Origin of the sequence: Streptomyces sp. NBC_00414 (assembly GCF_036038375.1) — a bacterium.
In the GTDB taxonomy this organism is placed as follows: Bacteria; Actinomycetota; Actinomycetes; order Streptomycetales; family Streptomycetaceae; genus Streptomyces.
Genome location: NZ_CP107935.1, coordinates 5,745,734 through 5,771,785 on the forward strand (window position 1 = coordinate 5,745,734; position 26,052 = coordinate 5,771,785).

At 70.2% G+C, this 26,052-nt stretch carries 26 protein-coding genes; 18 read left to right on the forward strand and 8 right to left on the reverse strand.

Features of this window, described 5'->3' with window-relative positions; genetic code table 11:
* The first annotated feature begins 123 nt into the window (after nucleotides 1-123).
* The gene (locus OHS59_RS24955) at nucleotides 124-2,382 is read left to right on the forward strand and encodes an FUSC family protein (protein WP_328495627.1); all 2,259 of its coding nucleotides are present in this window, start codon (nucleotides 124-126) and stop codon (nucleotides 2,380-2,382) included.
* Here the strand turns inward: OHS59_RS24955 and OHS59_RS24960 are convergent.
* From OHS59_RS24960 to rpmB, 3 genes are all read right to left on the reverse strand, one after another.
* On the reverse strand, nucleotides 2,360-2,869 hold the full coding sequence (locus OHS59_RS24960; RefSeq protein ID WP_328495628.1) for a hypothetical protein: 510 nt from the start codon (nucleotides 2,867-2,869) through the stop codon (nucleotides 2,360-2,362). The genes OHS59_RS24955 and OHS59_RS24960 overlap by 23 nt on opposite strands.
* Before the next feature lie 292 nt (nucleotides 2,870-3,161).
* On the reverse strand, nucleotides 3,162-3,467 hold the full coding sequence (rpsN, locus tag OHS59_RS24965; protein ID WP_328495629.1) for a 30S ribosomal protein S14: 306 nt from the start codon (nucleotides 3,465-3,467) through the stop codon (nucleotides 3,162-3,164).
* A complete protein-coding gene (gene rpmB, locus OHS59_RS24970) occupies nucleotides 3,467-3,703 on the reverse strand; it encodes a 50S ribosomal protein L28 (RefSeq protein WP_328495630.1) in 237 nt (78 codons plus the stop codon). The genes rpsN and rpmB overlap by 1 nt, the downstream gene beginning before the upstream one ends.
* 76 nt (nucleotides 3,704-3,779) lie before the next feature.
* Here rpmB and rpmG point away from each other — a divergent pair, with 76 nt between their 5' ends.
* From rpmG to OHS59_RS24995, 5 genes are all read left to right on the forward strand, one after another.
* Complete coding sequence (rpmG, locus tag OHS59_RS24975) at nucleotides 3,780-3,944, forward strand: 50S ribosomal protein L33 (RefSeq protein ID WP_328495631.1); 165 nt, start codon at nucleotides 3,780-3,782, stop codon at nucleotides 3,942-3,944.
* Nucleotides 3,945-3,949: 5 nt separating this feature from the next.
* The gene (locus OHS59_RS24980) at nucleotides 3,950-4,264 is read left to right on the forward strand and encodes a type B 50S ribosomal protein L31 (RefSeq protein ID WP_328495632.1); all 315 of its coding nucleotides are present in this window, start codon (nucleotides 3,950-3,952) and stop codon (nucleotides 4,262-4,264) included.
* Nucleotides 4,264-5,472 (forward strand): GTP-binding protein, encoded by a 1,209-nt coding sequence (locus OHS59_RS24985; protein WP_328495633.1) that lies wholly within the window; start codon nucleotides 4,264-4,266, stop codon nucleotides 5,470-5,472. Before OHS59_RS24980 ends, OHS59_RS24985 begins: the two co-directional genes overlap by 1 nt.
* Nucleotides 5,473-5,475: 3 nt before the next feature.
* Nucleotides 5,476-5,742 carry a 30S ribosomal protein S18 gene (gene rpsR, locus OHS59_RS24990; RefSeq protein ID WP_328495634.1) on the forward strand — a complete coding sequence of 89 codons (267 nt, stop codon included), beginning with the start codon at nucleotides 5,476-5,478 and terminating at the stop codon, nucleotides 5,740-5,742.
* A 365-nt stretch (nucleotides 5,743-6,107) separates the two neighbouring features.
* A complete protein-coding gene (locus OHS59_RS24995) occupies nucleotides 6,108-6,350 on the forward strand; it encodes a DUF397 domain-containing protein (protein ID WP_328495635.1) in 243 nt (80 codons plus the stop codon).
* Between the two features lie 123 nt (nucleotides 6,351-6,473).
* Here the strand turns inward: OHS59_RS24995 and OHS59_RS25000 are convergent, their stop codons facing one another.
* Complete coding sequence (locus tag OHS59_RS25000) at nucleotides 6,474-6,971, reverse strand: ATP-binding protein (RefSeq protein ID WP_328495636.1); 498 nt, start codon at nucleotides 6,969-6,971, stop codon at nucleotides 6,474-6,476.
* Nucleotides 6,972-7,315: 344 nt separating this feature from the next.
* Between OHS59_RS25000 and OHS59_RS25005 the strand changes: the two genes are divergently transcribed.
* The 5 genes from OHS59_RS25005 to OHS59_RS25025 all read left to right on the forward strand — a co-directional run bounded on the left by OHS59_RS25005 (nucleotide 7,316) and on the right by OHS59_RS25025 (nucleotide 12,367).
* Complete coding sequence (locus OHS59_RS25005) at nucleotides 7,316-8,140, forward strand: helix-turn-helix domain-containing protein (protein ID WP_328499345.1); 825 nt, start codon at nucleotides 7,316-7,318, stop codon at nucleotides 8,138-8,140.
* Between the two features lie 82 nt (nucleotides 8,141-8,222).
* Nucleotides 8,223-9,686, forward strand: a complete 1,464-nt coding sequence (locus OHS59_RS25010) for an aldehyde dehydrogenase family protein (protein WP_328495637.1) — start codon at nucleotides 8,223-8,225, stop codon at nucleotides 9,684-9,686.
* A 216-nt stretch (nucleotides 9,687-9,902) separates the two neighbouring features.
* On the forward strand, nucleotides 9,903-10,544 hold the full coding sequence (locus tag OHS59_RS25015; protein WP_328495638.1) for a PadR family transcriptional regulator: 642 nt from the start codon (nucleotides 9,903-9,905) through the stop codon (nucleotides 10,542-10,544).
* Between the two features lie 87 nt (nucleotides 10,545-10,631).
* A complete protein-coding gene (locus OHS59_RS25020) occupies nucleotides 10,632-11,609 on the forward strand; it encodes an ATP-binding cassette domain-containing protein (RefSeq protein WP_328495639.1) in 978 nt (325 codons plus the stop codon).
* A complete protein-coding gene (locus tag OHS59_RS25025) occupies nucleotides 11,606-12,367 on the forward strand; it encodes an ABC transporter permease (protein ID WP_328495640.1) in 762 nt (253 codons plus the stop codon). Before OHS59_RS25020 ends, OHS59_RS25025 begins: the two co-directional genes overlap by 4 nt.
* 52 nt (nucleotides 12,368-12,419) lie before the next feature.
* Here the strand turns inward: OHS59_RS25025 and OHS59_RS25030 are convergent, their stop codons facing one another.
* A complete protein-coding gene (locus OHS59_RS25030; RefSeq protein WP_328495641.1) occupies nucleotides 12,420-13,832 on the reverse strand; it encodes a glutamate decarboxylase in 1,413 nt (470 codons plus the stop codon).
* Between the two features lie 259 nt (nucleotides 13,833-14,091).
* Here OHS59_RS25030 and OHS59_RS25035 point away from each other — a divergent pair, with 259 nt between their 5' ends.
* A complete protein-coding gene (locus tag OHS59_RS25035; RefSeq protein ID WP_328495642.1) occupies nucleotides 14,092-14,850 on the forward strand; it encodes a MerR family transcriptional regulator in 759 nt (252 codons plus the stop codon).
* A 97-nt stretch (nucleotides 14,851-14,947) separates the two neighbouring features.
* Here the strand turns inward: OHS59_RS25035 and OHS59_RS25040 are convergent, their stop codons facing one another.
* Nucleotides 14,948-15,313: a YbjQ family protein gene (locus tag OHS59_RS25040; RefSeq protein ID WP_189773216.1), complete on the reverse strand. Its 366-nt coding sequence runs from the start codon at nucleotides 15,311-15,313 to the stop codon at nucleotides 14,948-14,950.
* Nucleotides 15,314-15,454: 141 nt separating this feature from the next.
* On the opposite strand from OHS59_RS25040, the gene OHS59_RS25045 reads away from it, so the two are divergent.
* Entirely contained in the window at nucleotides 15,455-16,477 is a 1,023-nt protein-coding gene (locus OHS59_RS25045) for a DedA family protein (RefSeq protein WP_328495643.1), read from the forward strand.
* A gap of 112 nt (nucleotides 16,478-16,589) precedes the next feature.
* Here the strand turns inward: OHS59_RS25045 and OHS59_RS25050 are convergent, their stop codons facing one another.
* Both OHS59_RS25050 and OHS59_RS25055 read right to left on the reverse strand, forming a co-directional pair.
* The gene (locus OHS59_RS25050; protein WP_328495644.1) at nucleotides 16,590-18,245 is read right to left on the reverse strand and encodes a threonine/serine ThrE exporter family protein; all 1,656 of its coding nucleotides are present in this window, start codon (nucleotides 18,243-18,245) and stop codon (nucleotides 16,590-16,592) included.
* 106 nt (nucleotides 18,246-18,351) lie between these two features.
* Nucleotides 18,352-18,843 (reverse strand): inorganic diphosphatase, encoded by a 492-nt coding sequence (locus OHS59_RS25055; RefSeq protein WP_107018199.1) that lies wholly within the window; start codon nucleotides 18,841-18,843, stop codon nucleotides 18,352-18,354.
* Between the two features lie 79 nt (nucleotides 18,844-18,922).
* Between OHS59_RS25055 and dacB the strand changes: the two genes are divergently transcribed.
* From dacB to ftsH, 5 genes are all read left to right on the forward strand, one after another.
* Nucleotides 18,923-20,542 (forward strand): D-alanyl-D-alanine carboxypeptidase/D-alanyl-D-alanine endopeptidase, encoded by a 1,620-nt coding sequence (gene dacB, locus OHS59_RS25060; protein ID WP_328495645.1) that lies wholly within the window; start codon nucleotides 18,923-18,925, stop codon nucleotides 20,540-20,542.
* A gap of 178 nt (nucleotides 20,543-20,720) precedes the next feature.
* Nucleotides 20,721-21,845, forward strand: coding sequence for a zinc-dependent metalloprotease (locus OHS59_RS25065; RefSeq protein WP_328495646.1), 1,125 nt, complete (start codon nucleotides 20,721-20,723; stop codon nucleotides 21,843-21,845).
* A 172-nt stretch (nucleotides 21,846-22,017) separates the two neighbouring features.
* The gene (gene tilS / locus OHS59_RS25070) at nucleotides 22,018-23,058 is read left to right on the forward strand and encodes a tRNA lysidine(34) synthetase TilS (RefSeq protein WP_328495647.1); all 1,041 of its coding nucleotides are present in this window, start codon (nucleotides 22,018-22,020) and stop codon (nucleotides 23,056-23,058) included.
* A 106-nt stretch (nucleotides 23,059-23,164) separates the two neighbouring features.
* Entirely contained in the window at nucleotides 23,165-23,725 is a 561-nt protein-coding gene (hpt, locus tag OHS59_RS25075) for a hypoxanthine phosphoribosyltransferase (protein WP_189773346.1), read from the forward strand.
* Nucleotides 23,726-23,937: 212 nt separating this feature from the next.
* Nucleotides 23,938-25,977 carry an ATP-dependent zinc metalloprotease FtsH gene (ftsH, locus tag OHS59_RS25080; RefSeq protein WP_328495648.1) on the forward strand — a complete coding sequence of 680 codons (2,040 nt, stop codon included), beginning with the start codon at nucleotides 23,938-23,940 and terminating at the stop codon, nucleotides 25,975-25,977.
* Nucleotides 25,978-26,052 lie beyond the last annotated feature (75 nt).

Sequence of the window (26,052 nt, forward strand, 5' to 3'; positions counted from 1 at the left end):
TGGTGGCGGTGCTCGTAGATCATCATGCGGTTCCGTGTGCCGGTATTCCACCGCCGGTTGAACCTTCACACGTTGCCGGTCGCGGATACTCCGCCTCTCCCGCCCCTCCCGTACGCTGGCGCAGTGAGCTGGCGACGAGCGCTTAAGGACACCGCGCGCTCGGGGCTCGCCGTGGAGAAGACGCGGCTCGAACCTCTCGTCGCGGTGCGCGGAGCGGTGGGGCTCGCGATCGTGATCGCGGTGAGCCTGTGGGCCTTCGGACCCGCCGCCGCCGCGAGTTCGGCGTTCGGCGCGTTCCAGGCGGCGATCGCGACCTTCCAGCGCAGCTGGCGCCCCCGCCCCGAACTGGCCCTCGCCTCCGGTACGAGTCTCGCCGTCTCCACCTTCCTCGGCTACCTCACGATCTCCCAGGAGCCGCTCTTCCTCGCACTGCTGGTGGTGTGGACGTTCGCGGCGGGGATGAGCTGGGCCGCGGGCCCGACCATCGGTCTGATCGCGTCCTCGAACGTGGCGATCATGCTGGTGACGGTCACCCTGCCGACCTCTGTCGCCCAGGCCGCGGGTCACGCCGCCATGATGATCGTGGGCGGAGTCGTCCAGGCCGCGCTGATCGTGCTGTTCCCCGTACGCCGCTGGGGTGCCCACCGTGACGCGCTCGCCGACGCCCTGGCCGCCGAGGCGGACTACGCGCGCAGGCTGCGCCACGATCCCCTCGCGTCCTTCGACCCGCTGCCCCTGATGGAGGCCCGCAACGCGGCCGCCGTCACACCCCGCCAGGCCCGCCGCCGGCCCGCCGAACTGCACGGCGCCCGCGGCATCGCCGAGCGCATCCGCCCGGTCCTCGCCTCGCTCGCCGACCCGGCGATGGGAGTCCCGGCGGAGGGGCACGCCCGCGACCGCGTCCGTGAACTGCTCAATGCCGCCGGCGCCATCCTCGACGCGGCGGCCCACGCGATCCGCCGGGGCGAGCCGGTCAAGGTCCCGGCCGCGGCCCTGGCCACCTTCCGCACCCCGGACACCGGGAGCATCCTCACCGGCCGCCCCTACCGCGCGGCGTCCCGCCTCAACACCCTCCTCCAGGACGTACTGGAAACGGCGGGCGGCAGCTCTCCCAAGAGCACTCCTGAGCCCGCTCTCAAGGGCACCCGGGCGGGAACGCCGAGTGCCCGCAGCCGCCCCACCCTCCTCGCGCTGATCCCCACCGCGCTCCAGGCCATGCGCAAGGAATTCAGCAGGGGTTCCCCGATCACCCGGCACGCCACGCGGGTGTCCGCGGTCGCCGCCGTGGGTTACGTCCTCGGCACCGCGCTGCCCCTCGGACACGGCTACTGGGCCCCGCTGACCTCGGTCATGGTCATGCGCCCGGACTTCTCGCAGACGTACAGCCGGGCGGTGGCCCGGCTCGGCGGCACCGTCGTCGGGGTGGCCGTGGCCACGGCCGTGGTGCGGCTGGCGGACCCGGGCACGTACCTCTCCGGCACCCTGGCCGTGGTGAGTGCCGCGCTCATGTACCTACTGATGCGCACGGGCCAGTTCGCCGCCCAGGGCTGCATCGCCGCGTACGTGGTCTTCCTGCTGGGCATGGGCGGCGAACAGTGGACCCAGACCGTGCCCGAACGCGTCCTGCTCACCCTGCTCGGCGGACTGCTGGCGATGATCGCGTACGCCGTCTACCCGGCGTGGGAGACCCCGCGCCTGCGCACCCGCCTCGCGGACTGGCTTGCCGCGCAGGGCCGTTACGCCGCCGTGGTCTTCGACGCCTACGCCGACCCGGCGCTCAGGAAGGCCGCGGACGTCCGTGAGGCCCTGCTCACCGCGCGCACCGCCCGCGCGGCCTGGCACACGGCCGTGGCCCGCGCCACCGCCGAACCGGTCCGCCACCGGGGACTGTCCCGGACCGCGGCCGACGACGCCGAGGACGCGCTCGCCCAACTCGGCCGCGTCGCCATGCTCCTGGAGGCCCACCTGCCGGAACGCGGCGCGACCCCGGTCCCGGCAGCCGCCGGCTTCGCCGAGGCCCTGCGCGACTCCACCCAGCAGGGCGCCAAGGCCATCCGCGAGCGCCGGGTCCCGACCTGGGACGCGGTACGGGCCGCACTGGACGCCTGGGAGACGCAGAGGGCGGGGGAAGGGGGGAGGGCGGCGGAGACGGAGGCAGAAGTGGAGGCGGAGGCACCTTCCATCTCTGCCGCTGCCCCCGCTGACCCCGCTGCCCCCTCCACCCCGGACAACGACAAGTTCGTACGTGACGCGGCGCGCCTTGTCCTCGACGCCCTCATCGAGCTGTCCGAGGCTCTCGACACCGCCGTACCGCCCATGACGCTCGACGGGACGGCGGCGGTCGAGAAGACGGCCGGGGTCAGGAACCCAGACTCGCCGTAGGCAGTCCGGGCGGCAGGCCCTCGCCCTCGGACCGGGTGTACGTCTCCGAGCCGAAACCCTCCCAGGTGACCTTCAGGGTCGTGGAGTCGACGGAGTCCACCATGCCCTCGGCCCGGTCCTTGTTCCCGTCGGTGCACTTCAGCGCGATCATCCGCATGCCCGAGGTCTTGCCCGCGGTGCCGCTGCAGATGGAGCCGCTCGTCGAGAACAGGCCGGCCTCCTTGCCGGTGATCACCAGCGCCACGGCCTTGCCGCCCTTGGTGGTCAGCCAGTTGCCGTCCAGCCCGTCGGCCTCGGCCGTGCTGTCGCCCGAGCCGCCGCCGGTGTCCGCGGAGGCGGTGGGTGCCGTGCTCGTGCCGGACGGGGAGTCCTTGTCGCCGTCCCCGCCGTCACCACTGCAGCCTGTCGTCAGGACGAGCGTGGCCGCCAGTCCTGCCGCCGCGGCCGTGATCCGCGCGTGCCTGCGTGAGAAGGTCGGCGAAGTCACTGAAGCCTCCAGGGTGTGGCCGGACTGGTCGAATCGCAGCAAGTTACCAGCAGTACGTGGGTTCGCCGGCTGCGGGCCGGTGGGGGCGGACCGCGCCGTTCCCCGCGCCCCCACTCACCCCGGGGGCGCGGGGAACGGCGCGCTCGGCCCGGACGGGCCCGCCCCCAGAACCCAGCCGCAACCCCCACCCACCCAGGGGCGCGGGGAACTGCGCGGCCAGCCCCCACCGGCCCGCAGCCGAGGTCGACCCCCGCCAGAGCCCCGCCGAAGACCTCGCCAGAGCCCCCACCCCCTACCAGGAAGACTTCCGAACCCCCGGCAGGAAGCCTCGATGCGCCTGCTCCCGCAGATTCACCCGGGAAAGCCCGAACGCCCGCAAATACCCCCGTGGACGCCCGTCCACACTGTCCCGATTGCGCACCCGCACACCACTCGCGTCCCGCGGCTGCCGCCTCAACTCCCGCCCGGCGGCCAGCCGTTCCTCCTCCGTCGAGGACGGCCGGCGCACGATCTCCTTGAGCTCGGCCCGCCGCAGGGCGTACCGCGCCACGATCTCCCGCCGCGCCTCGTTCTTCGCGATCTTGCTCTTCTTCGCCATCAGACCCTCACCCCACGGGCCCGGATCCGGGACACGGCCGCTTCGACGCCGATGACGTCGACCGTCTTGATGCCCTTGGTGCTCAGCCTCAGCCGTACGTACCGGCCCTCACCCGGCAGCCAGTAGCGCTTGCTCTGGATGTTGGGGTCGAAGCGGCGCGAGGTGCGCCGGTGCGAGTGGGAGATGGAGTTGCCGAAACCCGGCCGGGTCCCGGTCAGCATGCAGTGTGCGGACATGGTGAGTGACGTACCTCTCTCGATCTCTTCCCGTTCCAGTTATTGGTAATGGGATTCGTTTTCATATACTAGCCACATGGCACGCAACGAACTCCGCCCGGTCGTCAAACTCCGGTCCACGGCCGGGACCGGCTACACCTACGTCACCCGCAAGAACCGCCGCAACGACCCCGACCGGCTGACCCTGCGCAAGTACGACCCGGTCGCAGGCCGCCACATCGACTTCCGAGAGGAGCGCTGAGCGTCATGCGCGAGGGAATCCATCCGGCGTACGGGCCCGTCGTCTTCCGGGACCGGGCCGCGAACCACGCCTTCCTGACCGGCTCGACCATGACGAGCGGGAAGACGATCGAGTGGGAGGACGGCAACACCTACCCGGTCGTCGACGTCGAGATCTCGAACGTGAGCCACCCCTTCTACACGGGGACGGCCCGCGTGATGGACACGGCCGGCCGAGTGGAGCGCTTCGAGCGCCGCTTCGGCAGCCGTGACGCCAGCCGTGACGCCAGGCGGGACACCGGGCGTGACGAGGCCGGGGCCGACAAGAGCGGGGAGCGCTGATGCTGTCCGTCGCCGTCGTCGGCGGACTGCACGCCGATGCGCGCAGGCAGGCGGTGGAGCGGCTGCTCGCCGACGTACCGGGCGCGGTGGCGCTGCACCACGACCTCGCCACGGCCGCCAAGGGCACCGTGGTCCGCACCGTCCGCGACCGCACCGGCATCGTCTCGGCCGGTGAGGCACCGCTGGTCAACGACTGCGCCTGCTGCGCCCTGCGCGAGGACCTGGTCCCGGAGCTGGAGCGGCTCGCGGCGGACGGCCTGACCCACCTCGCGATCGTCGAGCTCTGGGACTCGGTCGAGCCGAAGGCGATGGCCGAGGTGGTCGCGAGCGCGGGACTGCGGCTCACGGGCGTCATCACCGCGGTCGACCCCGCGCTGGTGCTCCCGTACCTCGCCAACGGCGACGACCTCGCCGACGCGGGCCTCGCCGCGGCCGTGACCGACCAGCGCACCGTCGCCGACACCTTCGCCCGCCAGCTGGAGTACGCCCCGGTGCTGGCCCTCGCCGCCTCGGAGGACGCGGACGACGAGGACCGGGCCCTGCTGGCCCAACTCCACCCGACCGCCCACAAGGTGCTGATCCTGCCTACCGTGGGCCCACAAGCCACTGACCCACAAGCCGCAGTCGCGGAACCGGCGGGTGCGGAACCGGTGGCCGCGGAGCCCGCGCGCTCCGCGCTGGCCGCCGCCGCGCTCGCCGGGTTCGACGTGGAGGCCGCCGCCGCTGCCCAGCATCCGGCCTGCGCGCTGCTGCCGGCCGAGGCGGACGAGTGCGGGGTCGCCACGCTCGTATGGCACCGGTGCCGGCCGTTCCACCCGGAGCGGCTCTACGCGGCGCTGGAGGATCTGGCCTGCGCGGCGGCGCGCAGTCGCGGCCGGTTCTGGCTCGCGGACCGGCCGGACACCCTGCTGCACTGGGACGCGGCCGGCGGCGCCCTGTGTGTGGAGGGCGCCGGACCCTGGATGGCGTCCCTGCCCGACGCGGCCTGGGACCTGGTGCCCCCGGTGCGCCGGGCCGCCGCCGCTCTGGACTGGCACCCGGAGCACGGCGACCGCTGCCAGCACCTCGTCTTCACCTCGCCCGGCCGGGACCGCGACGGGCTCGAACTGCTCCTGGAGTCCTGCCTGCTGACCGACGCGGAGTTCGCCGCGGGGCGCACCGCGTGGAAGCGGCTCCCGCCCGCCTTCGACATCCTCCTGGAGGTCTGACCCATGGCACGTACGGCACCTGCGGCGCGTACCGCACGTACGGCACGTGACTCCGGCCGCAAGCCGGTGCCCCGTCCCAACCCACTGGATGCGGCGAAGATCACGTACATCGACTACAAGGACACGGACCTGTTGAGGCGGTTCATCTCCGACCGCGGAAAGATTCGCAGTCGCAGGGTCACCCGGGTGTCCGCGCGGCAGCAGCGCCGGCTGGCCCGTGCGATCAAGAACGCCCGTGAGATGGCCCTGCTGCCCTACGCGTCGCGGTAGTCCCGGCCGCCACAGCGGCTTCGACAGGCCCCGGCAACCCCCGGTTTCCCAGGTCTCCCAAGGTCTCTGCGGCCTCCAGGGCCCCGTCGGCCCCTGCCTACCCGACGGCCCCGCCCCGCCCGTTCATTCATCGGGCGGGGCGGGGCCGTTTCGGAACAGGAAGGGCCCGGTGTGCGTCTCTTCCATGAACAGGGCTCGGAGTTGGAACGATTCGGGCTTCGCGACCGTCAAACCTGTAACCAGGAGAACACCCCCCGTGCACGTGCATCTGCCCATGCATCTGCATGTGAAGACAGCTATGATCCGGGGCAGTTGACCACTGCATCAATGGCAACAGACGCCAATGCACCACCGGGGAGCGACCTGTGGACCACGACGTGTACAACGGCATGGCTGCCACGGAGCTGCACGAGGCGGCCTGGCAGAAGAGCAGGCACAGCAACTCGCAGGGGTCCTGCGTGGAGTTCGCCCGGCTGCCGGGCGGCGAAGTGGCCGTGCGCAACTCGCGCTTCCCCGACGGCCCGGCTCTCGTATACACACGCGCGGAGATCGAGGCCATGCTTCTGGGCGTCAAGGACGGCGAGTTCGACCATCTGATCGCGGGCTGACGGCCGGAAACGTCCGGGCGGCCCGGGGTGCGAGCGGGCGATCGGCGCGTCCCGCGGGCCCCGTGGGACCCTCGGACGCGTAACGCGCGTAGAACCGCGGCGCGAAAAAAGCGCCGCGGTCCGTCACGCGGAGGGGCCCAGCCGGAACAGGGCCCACACGACCTTGCCGTTGAGCGTGCCGGCCAGCGGGTGCCATCCCCAGCTGTCGGCGAAGGACTCGACCAGGAACAGGCCGCGCCCCGACTCCGCCGAGAAGTCGTCGGAGTCGCCCGCGACCGGGCTGTCGTGACTGGGGTCGCGCACCGCGCACACGACTCTCTCGGTCCACCGCATCAGGTGCAGCCGCACGGGCGGGTCCTGGTCGGCCGAGCGAGGGGTGTCCGCGGGCAGCGCGTGCCGCAGTGCGTTGGTGACGAGTTCCGAGACCACCAGACAGACGTCGTCGAAGCGGTTGCCCACGTCCCACTGGTCCAGCGTGCGGCGGGTGAACTGCCGTGCGTCGCGCACCGCTTCGTAACGGGGCGGGAGGGCGCAGGAGGCGGCGTTGGACACGGCGGCCGGGTCCAGTGGCGGAAGCCCCTGTCGTAACGGCTCCAGCATGGTCGATCCATTCGTCCCCATGCGAGGCACTCCCGGGGTTCGCGGTCGTTGCGATGCAGCGGTGGCGCGAGACCATCGTTCCGCCTGCGTTCGGCAGATGCAAGGGCAGATGCACGTGCACGCGCCCGAATTGGACCTTCCCATACCGCTTCTTGGTGCTTTTTTCCGCCACCGGACCCCCACATTTCTCGGTCTGGCTTGTCTTCTCCTTGTCGTTTCCTGTGTAACTCCCTTGAAAGCTTGCCGTTTCTGTAACCGAACGAGTACTGCTTGAAGTGTTTTAGTGGCAGACTGCGGCCCTTGAAGACGGGTTGGGGAGGCTGGCGAACGTGAGCGCGCAGGAGTCGGGATCGGTGGTACGGCGCATGCTGCTCGGCTCACATCTGAGGCGGCTGCGCGAATCGCGTGGGATCACCCGGGAGAAGGCCGGCTACTCGATCCGAGCCTCCGAATCGAAGATCAGCCGTATGGAGTTGGGCCGGGTGAGCTTCAAGACGAGGGATGTCGAGGATCTGCTGACGCTCTACGGGATCGCCGACGAGGCGGAGCGCAAGTCACTGCTCTCGCTCGCCAAGGAGGCCAATGTCGCGGGCTGGTGGCACAGTTACTCGGACGTCCTGCCCAGCTGGTTCCCGACCTATGTCGGCCTGGAGGGCGCCGCGGCCCTGATCCGGTCGTACGAAGTGCAGTTCGTGCACGGCCTGTTGCAGACCGAGGCGTACGCGCACGCGGTCGTCACCCGTGGCATGAGAGGCGCGAGCGGAGCCGACATCGAACGGCGCGTCGCGCTGCGCCTGGAGCGTCAGAAGTACCTCGTGTCGGAGAGCGCGCCCGAGTTCCACGTGGTGCTGGACGAGGCGGCGCTGCGGCGGCCGTACGGCGACCGGAGCGTGATGCGCGGTCAGCTCCAGCACCTCATCGACATCTCCCAGCGCCCCAACGTGCGGCTCCAGATCATGCCGTTCAGCTTCGGCGGGCACGCGGGGGAGAGCGGCGCCTTCACGGTGCTCAGCTTCCCCGAGTCCGATCTGTCCGACGTGGTCTACCTGGAACAGCTCACCAGTGCGCTGTATCTGGACAAGCGTGAGGACGTCGCCCAGTACGAGAAGGCGATGAAGGAGCTCCAGCAGGACAGTCCGGGCCCCGACGAGAGCCGCGATTTGCTCAGAGGACTGCTCCAACTCAGTTGAAACACCCGTACGATGACATGTGATCAGACCGTGAAGATGCATGGGCTGTTGCCTCGGGCAGCAAGGGATTGAGGGATCACACATGTCGTCGTCCTACTTCACCGACCTGGCTCAGCAGTACATCGACGGCCGATGGCGTCCGGGCACCGGGTCCTGGGACATCATCGACTTCAATCCGTACGACGGTGAGAAGCTGGCCTCGATCACGATAGCCACGGTCGACGAGGTGGACGAGGCCTACCGGGCCGCCGCCCGCACCCAGAAGGAATGGGCGGCGACGAACCCGTACGCGCGCCGTGCCGTTTTCGAGAAGGCGCTGCGGATCGTCGAGGAGCGCGAGCAGGAGATCGCCGAGGTGATCGTCGCGGAACTGGGCGGCACCCGTCTGAAGGCGGGCTTCGAGCTGCACCTCGCCAAGGAGTTCCTGCGCGAGTCGGTCAACCTGGCGCTGCGGCCCGAGGGAAAGATCATCCCCTCGCCCGGCGACACCAAGGAGAACCGCCTCTACCTCGTCCCGGTCGGCGTCGTCGGTGTGATCAGCCCCTTCAACTTCCCGTTCCTGCTGTCGCTGAAGTCCGTGGCGCCCGCCCTGGCGCTCGGTAACGGAGTGGTCCTCAAGCCGCACCAGAACACCCCGATCGTGGGCGGTTCCCTGGTCGCGAAGATCTTGGAGGACGCGGGCCTGCCGGCCGGCCTGCTCAACGTCGTGATCACCGACATCGCGGAGATCGGTGACGCCTTCCTGGAGCACCCGGTCCCGAAGGTCATCTCCTTCACCGGTTCAGACAAGGTCGGCCGCCATGTCGCGACCGTCTGCGCCGCGCAGTTCAAGCGCTCGATTCTCGAACTGGGCGGCAACAGCGCGCTGGTGGTCCTGGACGACGCGGACGTCGACTACGCCGTGGACGCGGCCGTCTTCAGCCGGTTCGTGCACCAGGGCCAGGTCTGCATGGCCGCGAACCGCATCCTCGTGGACCGTTCGGTCGAGACGGAGTTCACCGAGAAGTTCGTGGCCAAGGTGAGATCCCTCAAGGTCGGCGACCCGGGCGACCCGGAGACCGTCATCGGCCCGGTCATCAACTCCTCGCAGGCGGACGCCCTTTCGTCGGTCGTGACCCAGGCGCTCGCCGAGGGCGCGACCGCCCTCGTGCAGGGCACCACCACCGACAACCTCGTCGAGCCGACCGTCCTGACCGGTCTGCCCGCCGACTCCGGCGTCCTCCGGCAGGAGATCTTCGGCCCCGTCGCGCTCCTCGTCCCGTTCGACGGCGAGGAGGAGGCGGTGCGGATCGTCAACGACACGCCGTACGGGCTGAGCGGCGCCGTGCACACCGCCGACGTCGAGCGCGGTGTCTCCTTCGCCAAGCGGATCGACACGGGCATGTTCCACGTGAACGACGGCACCGTGCACGACGAGCCGCTGGTCCCCTTCGGCGGCGAGAAGTCCTCGGGCGTGGGCCGGCTGAACGGCGAGGCCACGGTCGAGGCCTTCACCACCCAGAAGTGGATCTCGATCCAGCACGGCCGCAGCTTCTTCCCGTTCTGACGGCTCGGATCCGGCTCCCGACCGACCGAGCAGACATGCACCCAGGTGTTCACCGGGTGCATGTCTGCCGCGTATCCGATCACTGAAGCGAGGGGCAGGCCCGGCGATCTCGCCCGTCGAGCTGCCCAGCATGAGCACATCATCCTGACCGACCGGGGCCGAGCCACGGCGGGGCCCGGCGCCCGGAGCGGAGCGGGGCGTCCTACGCTTGACAGCATGTCAGCGATCCGCCTTCTCGTCCTGGGTGCCGTACGTCAGCACGGCCGGGCCCACGGCTACCAAGTGCGCAACGACCTGGAGTACTGGGGCGCGCACGAGTGGTCCAACGCCAAGCCGGGCTCGATCTACCACGCGCTCAAGCAGATGGCGAAGCAGGAGATGCTGATCGCCCACGAGATCGCGCCCTCCACGGCCGGCGGACCGCCGCGCACGGAGTACGAGATCACGGAGAAGGGCACCCAGGAGTACTTCACACTCCTGCGCGAGTCCCTGACCTCGTACGACCAGAAGCCGGACGTCCTCTCCGCGGCGCTCGGCTTCGTGGTGGACCTCGGCCGTGAGGAGGCGCTCGAACTCCTTGAGGAGCGGGTGCGGGTCATCGAGCAATGGCGCACGGCCGTCACCGAGCACTACGTGCCGGAGGACGGTCCCGAACAGCTCGGTCACATCGGCGAGATCATGAACTTCTGGGTCCACTCCGCCGACAGCGGCGCCGAGTGGACCCGCGGCCTGATCCAGCGGATCAAGGACGGCGCGTACACCTTCGCGGGCGAGGGCGAGCCGTTCGTGGGGGTGCTGGCGGAGGGCGAGGAGAACCCGTACGGCACGGGGGAGACGCATCCGGAAGACGCCGGTTAATCAAGTTTGACTAAAACCCACAGCGGGCATACCCCCCGTCGATGCATGGGTAGTCAAGTTTGATTACCTGGATAGGGAGGGAGCCCAATGAACGACGTGATCGTCGTCGAGGGCGTTCGGAAGCGGTACGGAAGCGGGCGCGAGGGCAAGTACGCGCTGGACGGGCTCGACCTGCGGGTCGGGCGCGGCACGGTGCACGCGCTGCTCGGCCCGAACGGCGCGGGCAAGACGACCCTGGTCCGGGTCCTGTCCACGCTGCTGCGCCCCGGCGGGGGCCGCGCGGAGGTGGCCGGGCACGACGTGGTGACCGGGGCCCGGGAGGTGCGCCGCCGCATCGGCCTGCTCGGCCAGCACGCGGCACTCGACGAAGAGCTCGGCGGCCACCAGAACCTGGAGATGTTCGGGCGCCTGCACCACCTGGGCGCCCGCCACGCGCGCGTACGGGCCGACGAGCTCCTGGCCCGCTTCGGCCTCGCGGACACCGGTCGCAAGGCGGTGAAGCGGTACAGCGGCGGCATGCGGCGGCGCCTGGACCTGGCCGCCTCGCTCATCACCGAACCGGAGGTGCTCTTCCTCGACGAGCCGACCACGGGCCTCGACCCGCGCGGCCGCGCCGAGGTGTGGGCGGCGGTGCGTTCCCTGGTCGGCGGCGGCACGACGGTGCTGCTCACCACGCAGTACCTGGAGGAGGCGGACCAGCTCGCCCACCGGATCTCGCTCGTCGACCGGGGGCAGGTCGTCGCGGGCGGCACGGCGAACGAGCTGAAGGCACTGGCGGGCGGTGACCGTATCGACGTGGTGCTGCGGGACGGCGGTCAGCTGGGAGCCGCGGTGGCCCTGCTGCCGCTGCCCAGGGCGGAGATCACGGTGGACGTGGACCGGCGGCTGCTGAGCGCCCCGGTCACCGACCGTATGAGGGCGCTCGCCGGAGTCGTACGCACCCTGGAGGAGGCCGGGATGGAGGCGGAGGACGTGGCCCTGCGGCGGCCGACGCTGGACGAGGTGTTCCTGCGTCTGACCGCGGACGGCGACCTCGGCTCCGACCCCGCGAAGGAGGCGGTGTGACCACGTACGCGCTGAGTGATTCCTGGACCATGACCCGCCGCGAACTCGCCCACTGGGTGCGGCAGCCGGCGCAGGTCCTGGTCGGGCTGGTCTTCCCCGTGATGCTCCTGCTGATGTTCAGCTACCTGATCGGCGGCGGCCGGGGCGTCGAGGGTGACTACGTCGACTTCCTGGTGCCCGGCATGTTCGCGCTGACCATGGCCTTCGGCCTGGAGGGCACGATGCTGGCCGTCACCCAGGACCTCAACAAGGGAGTCATCGACCGCTTCCGGTCGATGCCGATGACCGACGGGGCCGTCCTGGTCGGCCGCTCGGCCGCCGACATGCTCCAGTCGGCGCTCGGCCTGTTCGTGCTGATGGGGGTCGGGTACGCGCTCGGCTGGCGCGCGCACGGCACCCTCGGCGCGTTCCTGGGCGCCGTGGGCCTGCTTCTGCTGCTGCGGTTCGCGATGCTGTGGATCGGCATCCTGCTGGCGATGGTGGCCGGGAAGCCGGAGATGGTGCAGGCCGTGCAGATCCTGGTCTGGCCCGTCGGCTTCCTGTCCAACGCCATCGCGACCCCCGAGTCCATGCCGGACTGGCTGGCGACGGTCGTCGAATGGAACCCGCTGTCCCAGACGGCCACGGCGGTACGGGACCTCTTCGGCTCCCCGGGCGCCGAGGCGGGGCACGTCTGGGCGGCGGTCGCCTGGCCGCTGGCCCTGCTGGCGGTGTTCTTCCCGCTGGCGGTGTGGAGGTTCGGGGCGCTGAGCAAGTAGCCGGGCGCGTGGTGGTGAAGGGGTGGCCGGGGACCCGGCCACCCCTTGCTCCTCAGTGGTGGAAGCCGGTAGCCGCGTCCTTGTCGCCCGTCACCGGCTCCGACTGGCGGCGCAGTTCGGGCAGGAGGCGGCACAGGTCCTCAAGGAACAGCTGGGCGAGGTCGGACGAGAAGCCGTTGCGGCACACCACCCTCAGCACGGAGAGGTCCTCACGGTTGGCGGGGAAGGTGTACGCGGGCAGCAGCCAGCCGCGTTCGCGCATGCGCCGGGACACGTCGAAGACGTCGAACGCCGTGACGTCCGGGGCGGTGGTGAAGGCGAACACCGGCAACTGGTCACCCCGGGTGAGCAGCCGGAACTCGGCGAGCGCCCCGATCCGCTCGGCGAGCCCCATGGCGACGTCCCGGGTCGTCCGCTGGACGGCCCGGTAGCCCTCGCGGCCCAGCCGCAGGAACGTGTAGTACTGCGCCACCACCTGGGCCCCGGGGCGGGAGAAGTTGAGCGCGAAGGTCGGCATGTCGCCGCCCAGGTAGTTCACCCGGAAGACCAGTTCGTCCGGCAGTTCGGCGGCCGAGCGCCACAGCGCCCAGCCGACACCCGGGTAGACCAGCCCGTACTTGTGCCCCGAGGTGTTGATGGAGGAGACGCGCGGCAGCCGGAAGTCCCAGACCAGGTCCTCGTCGACGAAGGGGGCGACCATCGCGCCGGACGCGCCGTCCACGTGGACGGGGATGTCCAGGCCCGTGCGCTCCTGCAACTCGTCCAGCGCGGCGCAGAGTTCGGCGACGGGCTCGTACGAGCCGTCGAAGGTGGAGCCGAGGATGCCGACGACCCCGATGGTGTTCTCGTCGCAGAGTTCGGCGGCGGCCCGCGGGTCGAGGTGGAAGCGGTCGCCCTCCATGGGCACCTGGCGGGCCTCGACCTCCCAGAAGTTGCAGAACTTGTCCCAGCAGACCTGCACGTTGACGCCCATGACGAGGTTCGGGCGGGCTCCCGCTCCCGGATAGCGGTCCGCGTTGCGCTTGGCCCAGCGGCGCTTGAGCGCCATGCCCGCGAGCATGCACGCCTCACTCGACCCGGTCGTCGAACACCCGACGGCGGCGGCCGGATCCGGCGCGTTCCACAGGTCGGCGAGCATCGCCACACACCTGCGCTCCAGCTCGGCCGTGCGCGGGTACTCGTCCTTGTCGATCATGTTCTTGTCCCGGCACTCGCCCAGCAGCACGTCGGCCTGCGGCTCCATCCAGGTGGTGACGAAGGTCGCGAGGTTGAGCCGGGAGTTGCCGTCCAGCATCAGCTCGTCGTGCACCAGCTGATAGGCGGTCGAGGGCGCCAGCGGCCCGTCGGGCAGCCGGTGCTGGGGCGGGGCCTCGGTCATGCCGCCGACCGGATTCGCCTCCCCGTAGAAGGGGTTGACGGTCGAGGTGCGCTCGTCGGACTTCGCGGGGCCTTTGTGGAGCGGCATGATGCCTCCGGTCGTCTGGGTGGGGGGGCCAGGTCTCCTTGGGTCTCCATGGTGGGCCACCCCCTCGCCAAAAGCGGGTAAAGCCGACATGACGGCCGGTGGGTTTCCGGCTTGCACCTCACGTGACGTGATGCCTCAGCCTGGGCTGCGTACCGAAAAGGCCCAAGCGAAAGGCCCAAGCGAAAGGCCCAAGCGAGAGGCCACAGCAAGAGCCGATGAAGAGGCCGAAGACGAGGCCTGGCAGGAGGAGGCGGAGGCCATGAGCTTCCCTGTGGGACAGGTCGCCGGTTTCGCCGGAGTGACGGTGCGGACGCTGCACCACTACGACGAGATCGGACTGCTCGTACCGAGCGGGCGCAGCCACGCGGGCCACCGGCGCTACAGCGACGCCGACCTCGACCGGCTGCAGCAGATCCTGTTCTACCGGGAGCTGGGGTTTCCGCTCGACGAGGTCGCGGCCCTGCTCGACGATCCGCAGGCGGACCCGCGCGCGCAGCTGCGCCGCCAGCACGACCTGCTGACCGCCCGGATCGAGAAGCTGCAGAAGATGGCCGCGGCCGTGGAGCACGCCATGGAGGCACGCACGATGGGCATCGATCTGACACCCGAGGAGAGGTTCGAGGTCTTCGGGAACAAGGACCCCGAGGAGCACGCCGAGGAGGCGGAGCGCCGCTGGGGCGGCACGGAGGCGTACGCCGAGTCGCAGCGCCGGGCCGCCCTCTACGGCAAGGACGACTGGAAACGCATGCAGGCCGAGGTCGCCTCCTGGGGCGAGCGCTACGACACCCTCATGGAGTCCGGCGAGCCCGCCACGGGGGAGCGCGCCATGGACATGGCCGAGGAACACCGGCAGCACATCACCCGCTGGTTCTACGAGTGCTCGTACGACATCCATCGGGGGCTCGGCGAGATGTACGTGTCCGACGAGCGGTTCAAGGAGTTCTACGACTCCGTGCGCCCGGGGCTCGCCGAGCACCTGCGGGGCGCGATCACGGCGAACGCGGCGCGGCACGCGTGACAACGGGTAAGGGGCGCCCGCAATGGCGGACGCCCCTTACCGAAGGTCTGCGCCGTTCCTCGACCGTCTGTTCCCCGACCGTCCGCTGCCCGGCTGCCTACTCCTTGACCATCACCACGGCCGTGCCGTACGCGCACACTTCCGTGCCCACGTCCTGCGCGTCGGTCACGTCGAAGCGGAACATCAGCACGCCGTTGGCGCCCCGTGCCCGAGCCTGCTCGACGAGCCGTTCCATGGCCTGGTTGCGGGTCTCCACCAGGGTCTTGGTGAGGCCCTTCAACTCGCCGCCGATCATCGACTTCAGCCCCGCGCCGATCTGGCTGCCCAGATGCCTGGAGCGGACGGTCAGTCCGAAGACCTCACCGATGACCTGTTCGACCCGGTAGCCGGGTACGTCGTTCGTCGTCACGACCAGTACGTCGGGCTGAGGGCCCTGACCGCCGCCGTATTCTTCGATACCCATGGCTCACAGCTTTGTCCCAGTCGGGGCACAGTGCATCCTGTAGGAGCCGGTGGAACCTGGTCACATCGTGGCGCGTTGATAACTTTGGTCGGCCACACCTTCGCCCGCCGCCGCATCCACCACCCTCAGGAGCCCGGAAACGTGACGACGCTTGCCCTTGGCCCAAGCTGGTTGGATCCGGACTACCTGCTGGACTCGTTCGGTATCTGGGGTCTGCTCCTGATCGTCTTCGCGGAGTCCGGCCTGCTCATCGGCTTCTTCCTGCCGGGTGACTCGCTGCTGTTCACGGCGGGCATGCTGATCACCGCGAAGACCCTGGACTTCCCGCTGTGGGGCGCGATCGCCCTGATCTGTGTCGCCGCGATCCTCGGTGACCAGGCGGGCTACATGTTCGGCAAGAAGGTCGGACCGTCGCTCTTCACCAGGCCGGACTCCCGCCTCTTCAAGCAGGAGAACGTCACCAAGGCGCACGAGTTCTTCGAGAAGTACGGCCCCAAATCGCTGGTGCTGGCCCGTTTCGTGCCCATCGTGCGCACGTTCACGCCGATCATCGCCGGTGTCAGCGGCATGAAGTACCGCTCGTTCCTGATCTTCAACGTGATCGGCGGAATCCTCTGGGGCGCCGGGGTCACGCTGCTCGGTTCCTGGCTCGGCAGCATCGAGTTCGTCCACAAGAACATCGAGCCGATCCTGCTCCTGATCGTCTTCATCTCGGTGGTCCCGATCATCATCGAGTTCCTGCGCGCCCGCGGAAAGTCCAAGAAGAACGCGGCGGACCAGGCGCAGTCCGAGCCCCGGGCTGCCCACGTCCCGCCGGCGGGCCCCGCCATGGACGACCGCACGGCCCAGCTCCGCCAGATCCCGCAGGCCCACCAGAACGACCACGGACAGCAGCAGGGCTACGGCGACCAGGGCCGGCAGTACGGCCAGGACCAGGGCTACGGCGACCAGGGCCACCAGCAGCAGTACGACCAGTACGGCAACCAGATCCAGCAGCAGGACCACTACCAGCAGCAGCCGTACGGCCAGGACCAGAACTACGGCGGGCAGCAGTACCCGCAGGGCTACGGGCAGCACGCCCAGCAGTACCCCGAGGACCAGCAGCAGTACCAGCAGGGCCGGCAGCAGCCCTACCCGTACGGCCAGGACTACGGCCGCAACTGATCAGCGCCCCGCGCCCCCAGGGGCGCGGGGCCGTTTCGATGTGCGGCTCCGCCGCGTGGGCGCGCTCGGGCCCACCGGCCGTCAGCCACAGAACGACGGCCGGTACCCCGCCTCAGAACCCCCGGGTGCGCTTGGCCGCCCGCCGGGCACCCGCCGTCGCCCCCGGCAACCGCAGGAACAGCCGCGAGATCTCGGACCCCAGGTTCATCCCGATGGCGATGGCCATCGCGAGCGCCGCGGCCTTGGTGAGCTGCACAAGGCCCTCGTCGACGTCGTTCTGGGCGATGGCGAGCAGCCCGAAGTACGTGGCGGAACCGGGCAGCAGCGGCCCGATCGCGGCGGTCGTGTACGGCAGCGCGGAGGCGAACCGGTAACGGGACATGAGCTGCCCGAAGAGCCCCACGAGACCGGCCGCCACGGCCGTCGAGGCGACCGGTGAGATCCCGCCCGCGTAGTGCATCGCGCCGTACACGCTCCAGGCGACCCCGCCGTTGAGGGTCACGACCAGCACGGTCGAACGCTCCTGCTGGAGCAGCACCGCGAAGGCGAGCGTCAGAAGCATCGACGCGCCGATCTGCCACAGCGGCCGGTTGGTCGACAGCAGGGCCGCGTCCGGGTTGAGCTGGGCGCCCAGCGTCACACCGAAGTACAGGATCACCAGGACGCCGATGACGATGCCGACGTAGAAGTACATGACTTCCAGGAGCCGGGCCGACGCGGTGATGTAGTAACCGGTCAGGCCGTCCTGCACGCCCGCCACGAGCGCCCGCCCGGGCAGCAGCGCGAACAGCCCACCGGTGATCACCGCGGACGCCCGCACGTCGACGTGCGCGATCGTGAGCGCCGCGCCGATCGCGGCGGCCGGCATCGCGGCCACCGTGAACTGGTAGAACTCCGGCAGCCCGCGCCCGGCGCACAGCCACGCCAGCCGGTCGCCCAGCATGGCGCCGACGACCGCCGCGACGAACACGATGATGTCACCACCGACGAGCACGGAGGCCGCGCCCGCCAGCAGCCCGGTGGCGAGGGTCAGCACCCAGCCGCTGTACGGGTGCCGGTTGCGGCGGATCTCCGCGAGCCGCCGGTAGGCCTCCTCAAGGGAGACCTCGATCTCGTCGTCGCTGATGTCGTCGACGAGCTGGTACACAGCCGCCAGACGCGTGTAGTCGGTGCCCCGGCGCCGCACGGTCCGCGACGCGGTCACCGGGTCGTCGACCAGCGACGGCTGGTACGAGATGGACAGCAGGGTGAAGGTGACGTTCGGCTCGCAGCGGTCGAGGCCGTAGGAGCGGCAGACGGCGAACATCGCCGCGTCCACGTCCTCGGCGCCCTCGCCGCCCGCGAGCAGCAGCTCGCCGACTCGCAGGGTCAGGTCGAGGACGCGCGGTACGGCGGGGCCCTCGTCCTCCGTCTTCTGCACGGTCTCGGGCACGGGCCGGTCGGCGACCGGCATGCGCAGCATCGTGCGCATCCGGTCCTGCCAGGGCGCGTCCTTGATGAGGTCGACCCGCGGTATGCCCGCGGGCGGGGTGAAGGCGGGCGGCGCGTCCCGGGAGCTGTAGGTCCGCGGCGTGTTGAACGCCGACCCCTCGGAGTCGGCGAGGGGCGTGTGCGGAGCGCCGTAGCCCTTGGGCAGCGCGAACTCGGACGTCGTGGAGGACTCCTCCTCGACCGGTGGGGCCTGCGTGACCACACCGCTCGGCGGGACGAAGGCGCTGCGTGCCTCGTCCGACTGCGGCTTGCGGTCCTCGGCGTCCGACTCCGTCACGCACTACTCCCGGTTCGCACGTCCAGTACGCCCCAGTATGCGCACTGATACACAAACGGGCCGCGCGACCCGGTCGGGGTCACGCGGCCCGCAGGACACAGGGGGATCAGTGACCGCCCGCGTCCTTGGCGCGCTTGTACGAACGCTCGATCTCGGCCTCGGCGTCCGTGCGGCCCACCCAGTTGGCGCCCTCGACGGACTTGCCCGGCTCCAGGTCCTTGTAGACCTCGAAGAAGTGCTGGATCTCCAGACGGTCGAACTCCGACACGTGGTGGATGTCCCGCAGGTGCTCCACACGCGGGTCGTGCGCGGGGACGCACAGCAGCTTGTCGTCGCCGCCGGCCTCGTCCGTCATACGGAACATGCCGATCGTGCGGCACTGGATGAGGCAACCGGGGAAGGTCGGCTCGTCCAGGATGACCAGAGCGTCCAGCGGGTCGCCGTCCTCGCCGAGAGTGTTCTCGACGAAGCCGTAGTCGGCCGGGTAGCTGGTCGAGGTGAAGAGGCGACGGTCCAGACGGATCCGACCGGTCTCGTGGTCCACCTCGTACTTGTTCCGTGAACCCTTCGGAATCTCGATCGTGACGTCGAACTCCACCGGTGGCTCCTCCATGATCAGCACATAGTTCTGGTGGTTAAGTGTCCCTCACGCAGGTGTGTGATCGCGAAAGGGGCTGGTGGTCGTGCCAGAGCTGAAGGCTTGGCGGGCCGCGAGACCGCATGTGGTGCGGGTCGCGCGATCCGTCAAACCGCGACTCGTACGGGCGGCGGAAGCCGTGAAGCCACCGCTCGTACGGGCGGCGGAAGCTGTGAAACCACCGCTCGCCCGGGCGACTGGAGTGGTGAAACCGCTGGTCAAGCGGCCGTCCACCGTGCAGTTCACGACGGGAGCCGCCACCCTCGGACTCGTCGTGGCGGCCACCGTGGTCACCGCGGCCGGGCCCTGGGACTCCACCGGCCAGCGTACGGCGGAGCGCGACTGGGCCGCATCGCGGGAGCGCGCAGGTGGCGCAGATCACGGCTCCGCGCCCGGTACGTCCGGGAAGGAACCGGCGCCCGCGCCGAGCGCCGCGTCCGTGCTCGCCGGTCTGGGCGGCCTCAAGGGCTCCGTACCGTCCCCGACGGAGAAGGCCCTGGGGAGCGTCCTGGGGCCGCTGCTCGACGATCCCGCGCTCGGCTCCGACCGTGCGGGCGCCGTCGTCGACATGGCCACCGGCAAACTCCTGTACGGCAAGGGCGCGGACGATCCGCTGACCCCGGCCTCCACCACGAAGATCGCCACGGCCGTGGCGGCGCTCACCGCGGCCGGCGCGGACCACCGCATCGCGACCAGGGCGGTCCTCGAACCCGGCACCGAGGAGGTCGTCCTCGTCGGCGGCGGCGACCCCACCCTGACCGCCCGCAAGGACGCGAACGGCAACGCGAGCCTGCGCTCCCTCGCCGACGACACCGCCCGCGCCCTCAAGTCCCGCAAGAAGACCGAGGTGACGCTCTCGTACGACACCTCGCTCTACAAGGGCTCCGCCGCGCACCCCATCGGCGCAGACAACACCAACCTCGCCCGGGTCACCGCCCTGATGGCCGACGAGGGCCGCCTCGACGACTCCTCCAGCGGCCCCGCGGACCGCAGCAAGGACCCGGCGGGCGACGCGGCCCGGAAGTTCGCCGACCTCCTCCACGAGCGGGGCATCAAGACCACGGTTCCCGGCACCTCCAGGGCGTCCGGCAGCGCCAAGGCCCTCGCCACCGTCAAGTCGCCGCCCCTGTCCGCGCTCGTCGAACGCATGCTGACCAGCAGCGACAACGACATCGCCGAGGCCCTCGCCCGCCAGAGCGCCCTCGCCCTCGACGAACCGGCGAGCTTCAAGGGCGGCGGCGCGGCGACCCACGCGCAGCTGAAGAAGCTCGGGCTGCCCCTCAAGGGCGCGAAGTTCGCCGACGGCAGCGGCCTGGACCGCGCCGACAAACTCACCGCGGACCTGCTCACGGCGCTGCTGGCCGAGGCCGCCGACCCGGACAGCCCCGAACTGCGCCCGGTCCTCACCGGTCTGCCCGTCGCCGGCTTCACCGGCACGCTCAGCAAGCGCTACAACGGCCAGCCGGGCACCGGCCTCGTACGCGCCAAGACCGGCACCCTGACCGGCGTGCACACCCTCGCGGGCACGGTCGTCGACAACGACGGCCGCCTCCTGGCCTTCGCCTTCCTCACCTCGTCCAACCCGCCCACGGACGCCACGACCACCCAACAGCGCCTGGACGCCCTGGCCTCGGCCCTGGCCACCTGCGGCTGCGACTGACCCCGCCCCGGCCCGATCCCTCTTTCGGCGGCCCTGACGGCGAGCCCCGCCAGGGGCCGCCTTCCAGGGGCGCGGGGAACGGCGCACCCGGCCACAGCGGATCCGCAGGTGATCAACGAGAAGCACCCGGACCGCCCACCCCTGCCCCAAGCGGCAGCGCTCCCGTACGGTTGGCAGCATGACGAGCATCGGTGGTGCGGAGATGGTCGACTGGAATCTCGCGGTGGCGACCGCGACCCGGCTCGTAAGGCCGGGCCCAGAGGTGAGCCGCGACGAGGCCAGGGCCGTCGTCGCGGAGCTGCGCCGGCATGCCAAGGCCTCGGAGGAACACGTCCGCGGGTTCACACGGATGGGCGGGGACGACCTCCACGACACCCCCGTCCTCGTCGTCGACCGCCCGGGCTGGGTCCGGGCGAACGTCGCCGGGTTCCGGGAGATCCTCAAACCGCTGCTCGACAAGATGCAGGAACGTCGCGGCAGCAGCGCGGGCGGAGCCGTTCTCGGCGCCGTCGGCGGCAAGGTCACCGGCGTCGAGCTGGGCATGCTGCTGTCCTTCCTGTCCTCCAGGGTCCTCGGCCAGTACGAGACGTTCGCCCCGGCCACCCGGGAACTGCCCGCCGGCCAGAACGGCGGCGGCAGGCTCCTCCTGGTGGCGCCGAACATCGTGCACGTGGAGCGCGAACTCGACGTCCAGCCCCACGACTTCCGGCTCTGGGTCTGCCTCCACGAGGAGACCCACCGCACGCAGTTCACGGCCGTGCCCTGGCTGCGCGACCACCTTGAGGGTGAAATCCAGTCTTTCTTGGGGGAGACCGAGGTCGACCCCATGACCGTCCTGGAACGTGTCCGCGAGGCCGCCCAGTCCCTCGCCGGCAGCCGCCCCGAGGGCGAGGAGGGTGACGAGGCGCGCTCCATCGTCGAGATCGTCCAGACCCCCGCCCAGCGCGAGATCCTCGGCCGGCTGACCGCCGTGATGTCCCTCCTGGAGGGCCACGCCGACTTCGTGATGGACGGCGTCGGCCCGGCGGTCGTCCCCTCCGTCGCCGAGATCCGCGAGAAGTTCCAGCAGCGGCGCGCCCGCGGCGCCTCCCGCCTCGACCTCGCCCTGCGCAAGCTGCTGGGCCTCGACGCGAAGCTGCGCCAGTACCGGGACGGCGAGCGGTTCGTCCGCGCCGTGGTGGACGAGGTGGGCATGGACGGCTTCAACCGCGTGTGGACCTCGCCGAACACACTTCCCACCAAGTCGGAGATCGCCAAACCCGCGGACTGGGTCGCGCGGGTGCACCGTAAGGCAGAGTCGTGAACTGAATCCGGCCGACGGCAGGTGAACGCCCCTCTAATCACCCGTCCGAGGGACCGTGAGGCATGGGTAGGCGTGCAATGCTCGGGGAACGGCCCGGTTCTGTCACCATCGACACACTCTGAGTGACCGAACCCGGGCTCACCCCCCGACAATTTCATGAAGGGAACCGGACATGGGTCCCCATCCTGCGGTCGCGGCGATACGCCTGGCGGTCCGCCGCGTACTCCACGACGTCCTGACCGATCACGCCCCCTCGCTCGACCCCGATCGCGTCCCCGACACGCCCTCGCGTGCGCCGCTCGTGCTTGTCGCGTGCTCCGGCGGCGCCGACTCCATGGCGCTCGCCTCCGCCCTCGCGTTCGAGGCGCCCAAGCTCGGCATCCGCGCCGGCGGCGTCACCGTGGACCACGGTCTGCAGTCCGGGTCCGATCTGCGCGCCGACGAGGTGGTCCTGCGGCTCACCGAGCTCGGACTGGCCCCCGCGGAGTCGATCGCGGTCACCGTCGGCCGGGAGGGCGGCCCCGAGGCCGCCGCCCGCGACGCGCGGTACGCCGCTCTGGACGACGCGGCCGATCGTCACGAGGCCGCCGCGGTCCTGCTCGGCCACACGCGCGACGACCAGGCCGAAACCGTCCTGCTCGGCCTCGCGCGCGGCTCCGGGACCCGCTCCCTGTCCGGCATGGCCGCCGTCTCCGGAGGACCGGGCGCCGACCGCCGCTACCGCCGTCCCTTCCTGCACCTGGACCGGCAGACGGCCCGCAAGGCCTGCATGGTCCAGTCGCTGCCCGTCTGGGACGACCCCCACAACGCCGATCCGGCGTACACCCGCTCCCGGCTGCGCCACGAGGGTCTGCCCGCGCTGGAGAAGGCGCTCGGCAAGGGCGTCGTCGAAGCGCTCGCCCGGACGGCCCAGCTGTCCCGTGACGACGCCGACGCACTCGACGCGTGGGCCGGCAGCGCAGAGGCCTCCGTGCGCGACGCGGCGGGCCTCCTGGAGTGCGCCAAGCTGTACGCCCTGCCGCCCGCCGTGCGCCGCCGCATCCTGCGCCGCGCCGCCATCGAGGCCGGGGCACCCGCCGGTTCGCTGTTCGCCCGGCACATCGAGGAGATCGACCGGCTGATCACCGGCTGGCGCGGCCAGGGAGCCATCAACCTCCCGGGCAAGGTCGTCGCCCAGCGGCAGGGTGGCAGACTGGTGATTCGGCAAGGCTGAAAAAGAGTCGCCCTTCGGGCGGCGACTCCCCCGGAGGGCAACCCCTCCGGGGAACGGCTCCTCCTCGCGGAGGGCCGGGAAGCAGCCGGTGGGACGACCGAAAGTGATGCGGGTGGACGCGAAAGACCTGGGCACCGACCTCCAGTCGGTGCTCATCACCAAGGAAGAGATCGACGCGAAGCTGGTCGAGCTGGCCGCGAAGATCGACGCGGAGTACGCGGGCAAGGACCTGCTGATCGTCGGTGTCCTCAAGGGCGCCGTCATGGTCATGGCGGACCTGGCCCGGGCCCTGTCCACCCCCGTCACCATGGACTGGATGGCCGTCTCCTCGTACGGCGCGGGCACCCAGTCCTCCGGAGTGGTGCGGATCCTCAAGGACCTCGACACCGACATCAAGGGCAAGCACGTCCTGATCGTCGAGGACATCATCGACTCAGGCCTGACGCTGTCCTGGCTGATCTCCAACCTCGGCTCCCGCGAGCCCGCGTCCCTCAAGGTGTGCACGCTGCTGCGCAAGCCCGAGGCCGCGAAGGTCGCGATCGACGTGGAGTGGGTCGGCTTCGACATCCCGAACGAATTCGTCATCGGGTACGGCCTCGACTACGCCGAGAAGTACCGGAACCTCCCGTTCGTCGGTACGCTCGCGCCCCATGTCTACGGTGGCTGAGGCACCCTGGACGGGTGACTCCCCCTGACAAGGGCCCAGCCCCTGTAGGACGGCCGGGAACCCCAGCGGGTTTCGCGCCGTTGGAGCATACGTAGACGGGGCTTGTCAGCCGGACCGAGCAGCTTCCGGTGGCAATGCTGGGGTACCGTCCGAAGAACAGTCTTATCAAACTCACTATGGCAGGAGGGACGGGGCGGCATCGCTCCGTATGGATGGACGTGAAGCGATACTTCCGTGGGCCGGTCATGTGGATCGTGCTGGCCGTCCTTGCCGTGGTCGTGTTGATGCAGGTCGTCGGCTCGTCCGGCGGCTACAAGACGGTGGACACCGGCCAGGTCGTCCAGGCGATCAGTGACAACAAGGTCAAACAAGCCAAGATCACTACCGGCGACGAGCAGGTCATCAAGGCCGAGCTCAAGGACGGCGAAAAGATCGAGGGCAGCTCGAAGATCCAGGCGAGCTACATCGGCGACCAGGGTGTGAACCTGGCCACGACCCTCCAGGACAAGTACCAGAACAAGCAGATTCCGGACGGCTACACGGTCTCGCCGACCAAGCAGAACGCTTTCGTCGGCATCCTGCTGTCCCTGCTTCCCTTCGTCCTCATCGTCGTCGTCTTCCTGTTCCTGATGAATCAGATGCAGGGCGGCGGCTCCCGGGTCATGCAGTTCGGGAAGTCCAAGGCGAAGCTCATCACCAAGGACACCCCGAAGACGACGTTCGCCGATGTGGCGGGCTCGGACGAGGCGGTCGAGGAACTCCACGAGATCAAGGAGTTCCTCCAGGAGCCGGCGAAGTTCCAGGCCGTCGGCGCCAAGATCCCCAAGGGTGTCCTGCTGTACGGGCCTCCCGGTACGGGCAAGACGCTGCTCGCACGTGCTGTCGCGGGCGAGGCCGGCGTTCCCTTCTACTCGATCTCCGGGTCCGACTTCGTCGAGATGTTCGTCGGTGTCGGTGCCTCGCGAGTCCGTGACCTGTTCGAGCAGGCCAAGGCGAACGCCCCGGCGATCGTCTTCGTGGACGAGATCGACGCGGTCGGCCGCCATCGCGGCGCCGGCCTCGGCGGCGGTCACGACGAGCGCGAGCAGACGCTGAACCAACTGCTCGTCGAGATGGACGGCTTCGACGTGAAGGGCGGCGTGATCCTCATCGCCGCCACGAACCGCCCGGACATCCTCGACCCGGCCCTCCTGCGCCCCGGCCGCTTCGACCGCCAGATCGCGGTCGACCGCCCGGACATGCTGGGCCGTCTGGAGATCCTCAAGGTCCACCAGAAGGGCAAGCCGGTCGCGCCGGACGTCGACCTGTCGGCCGTCGCGCGTCGCACGCCGGGATTCACGGGTGCGGACCTGTCGAACGTGCTGAACGAGGCCGCGCTGCTCACCGCGCGCAGCAATCTGAAGCTGATCGACAACCACATGCTGGACGAGGCGATCGACCGTGTGGTCGCGGGCCCGCAGAAGCGGACCCGGATCATGTCGGACAAGGAGAAGAAGATCACCGCGTACCACGAGGGCGGACACGCCCTGGTCGCGGCGGCCTCACCGAACTCCGACCCGGTGCACAAGATCACGATCCTCTCCAGGGGCCGTGCTCTCGGCTACACGATGGTCCTGCCGGACGAGGACAAGTACTCCACGACCCGCAACGAGATGCTCGACCAGCTGGCATACATGCTGGGCGGGCGCGCGGCCGAGGAGCTCGTCTTCCACGACCCGACCACGGGCGCCGCGAACGACATCGAGAAGGCCACGGCGACGGCCCGCGCGATGGTCACGCAGTACGGCATGACCGAGCGCCTCGGCGCCATCAAGTTCGGCGGCGACAACACCGAGCCCTTCCTGGGCCGGGAGATGTCGCACCCGCGCGACTACTCGGAAGAGGTCGCCGCGCTCGTCGACGAAGAGGTCAAGAAGCTCATCGAGAACGCGCACAACGAGGCCTGGGAGATCCTGGTCGAGAACCGCGACGTCCTCGATGCGCTGGTGCTGCAGCTGCTGGAGAAGGAGACGCTGAGCAAGGAGCAGATCGCCGAGGTCTTCACTCCCCTCATCAAGCGTCCGGCCCGCCCCGCGTGGACCGGCTCCTCCCGCCGCACGCCGTCCACCCGCCCGCCGGTGCTCTCCCCCAGGGAGCTGTCACTGACGAACGGGACGAACGGTTCCAGCCCCGCGATCACCTCGAAGGCCAACGCATCCGCTGAGGCCCTCCCGGTGACCGAGACGGCCCCCGAGGACCGCACCGAGAGCTGACACCCCGGCTCCCGGCGGTCCCACCAGGCCCGGAATGCATGCCGCGCCCCCCAGGTTCTAGCCTGGGGGGCGCGG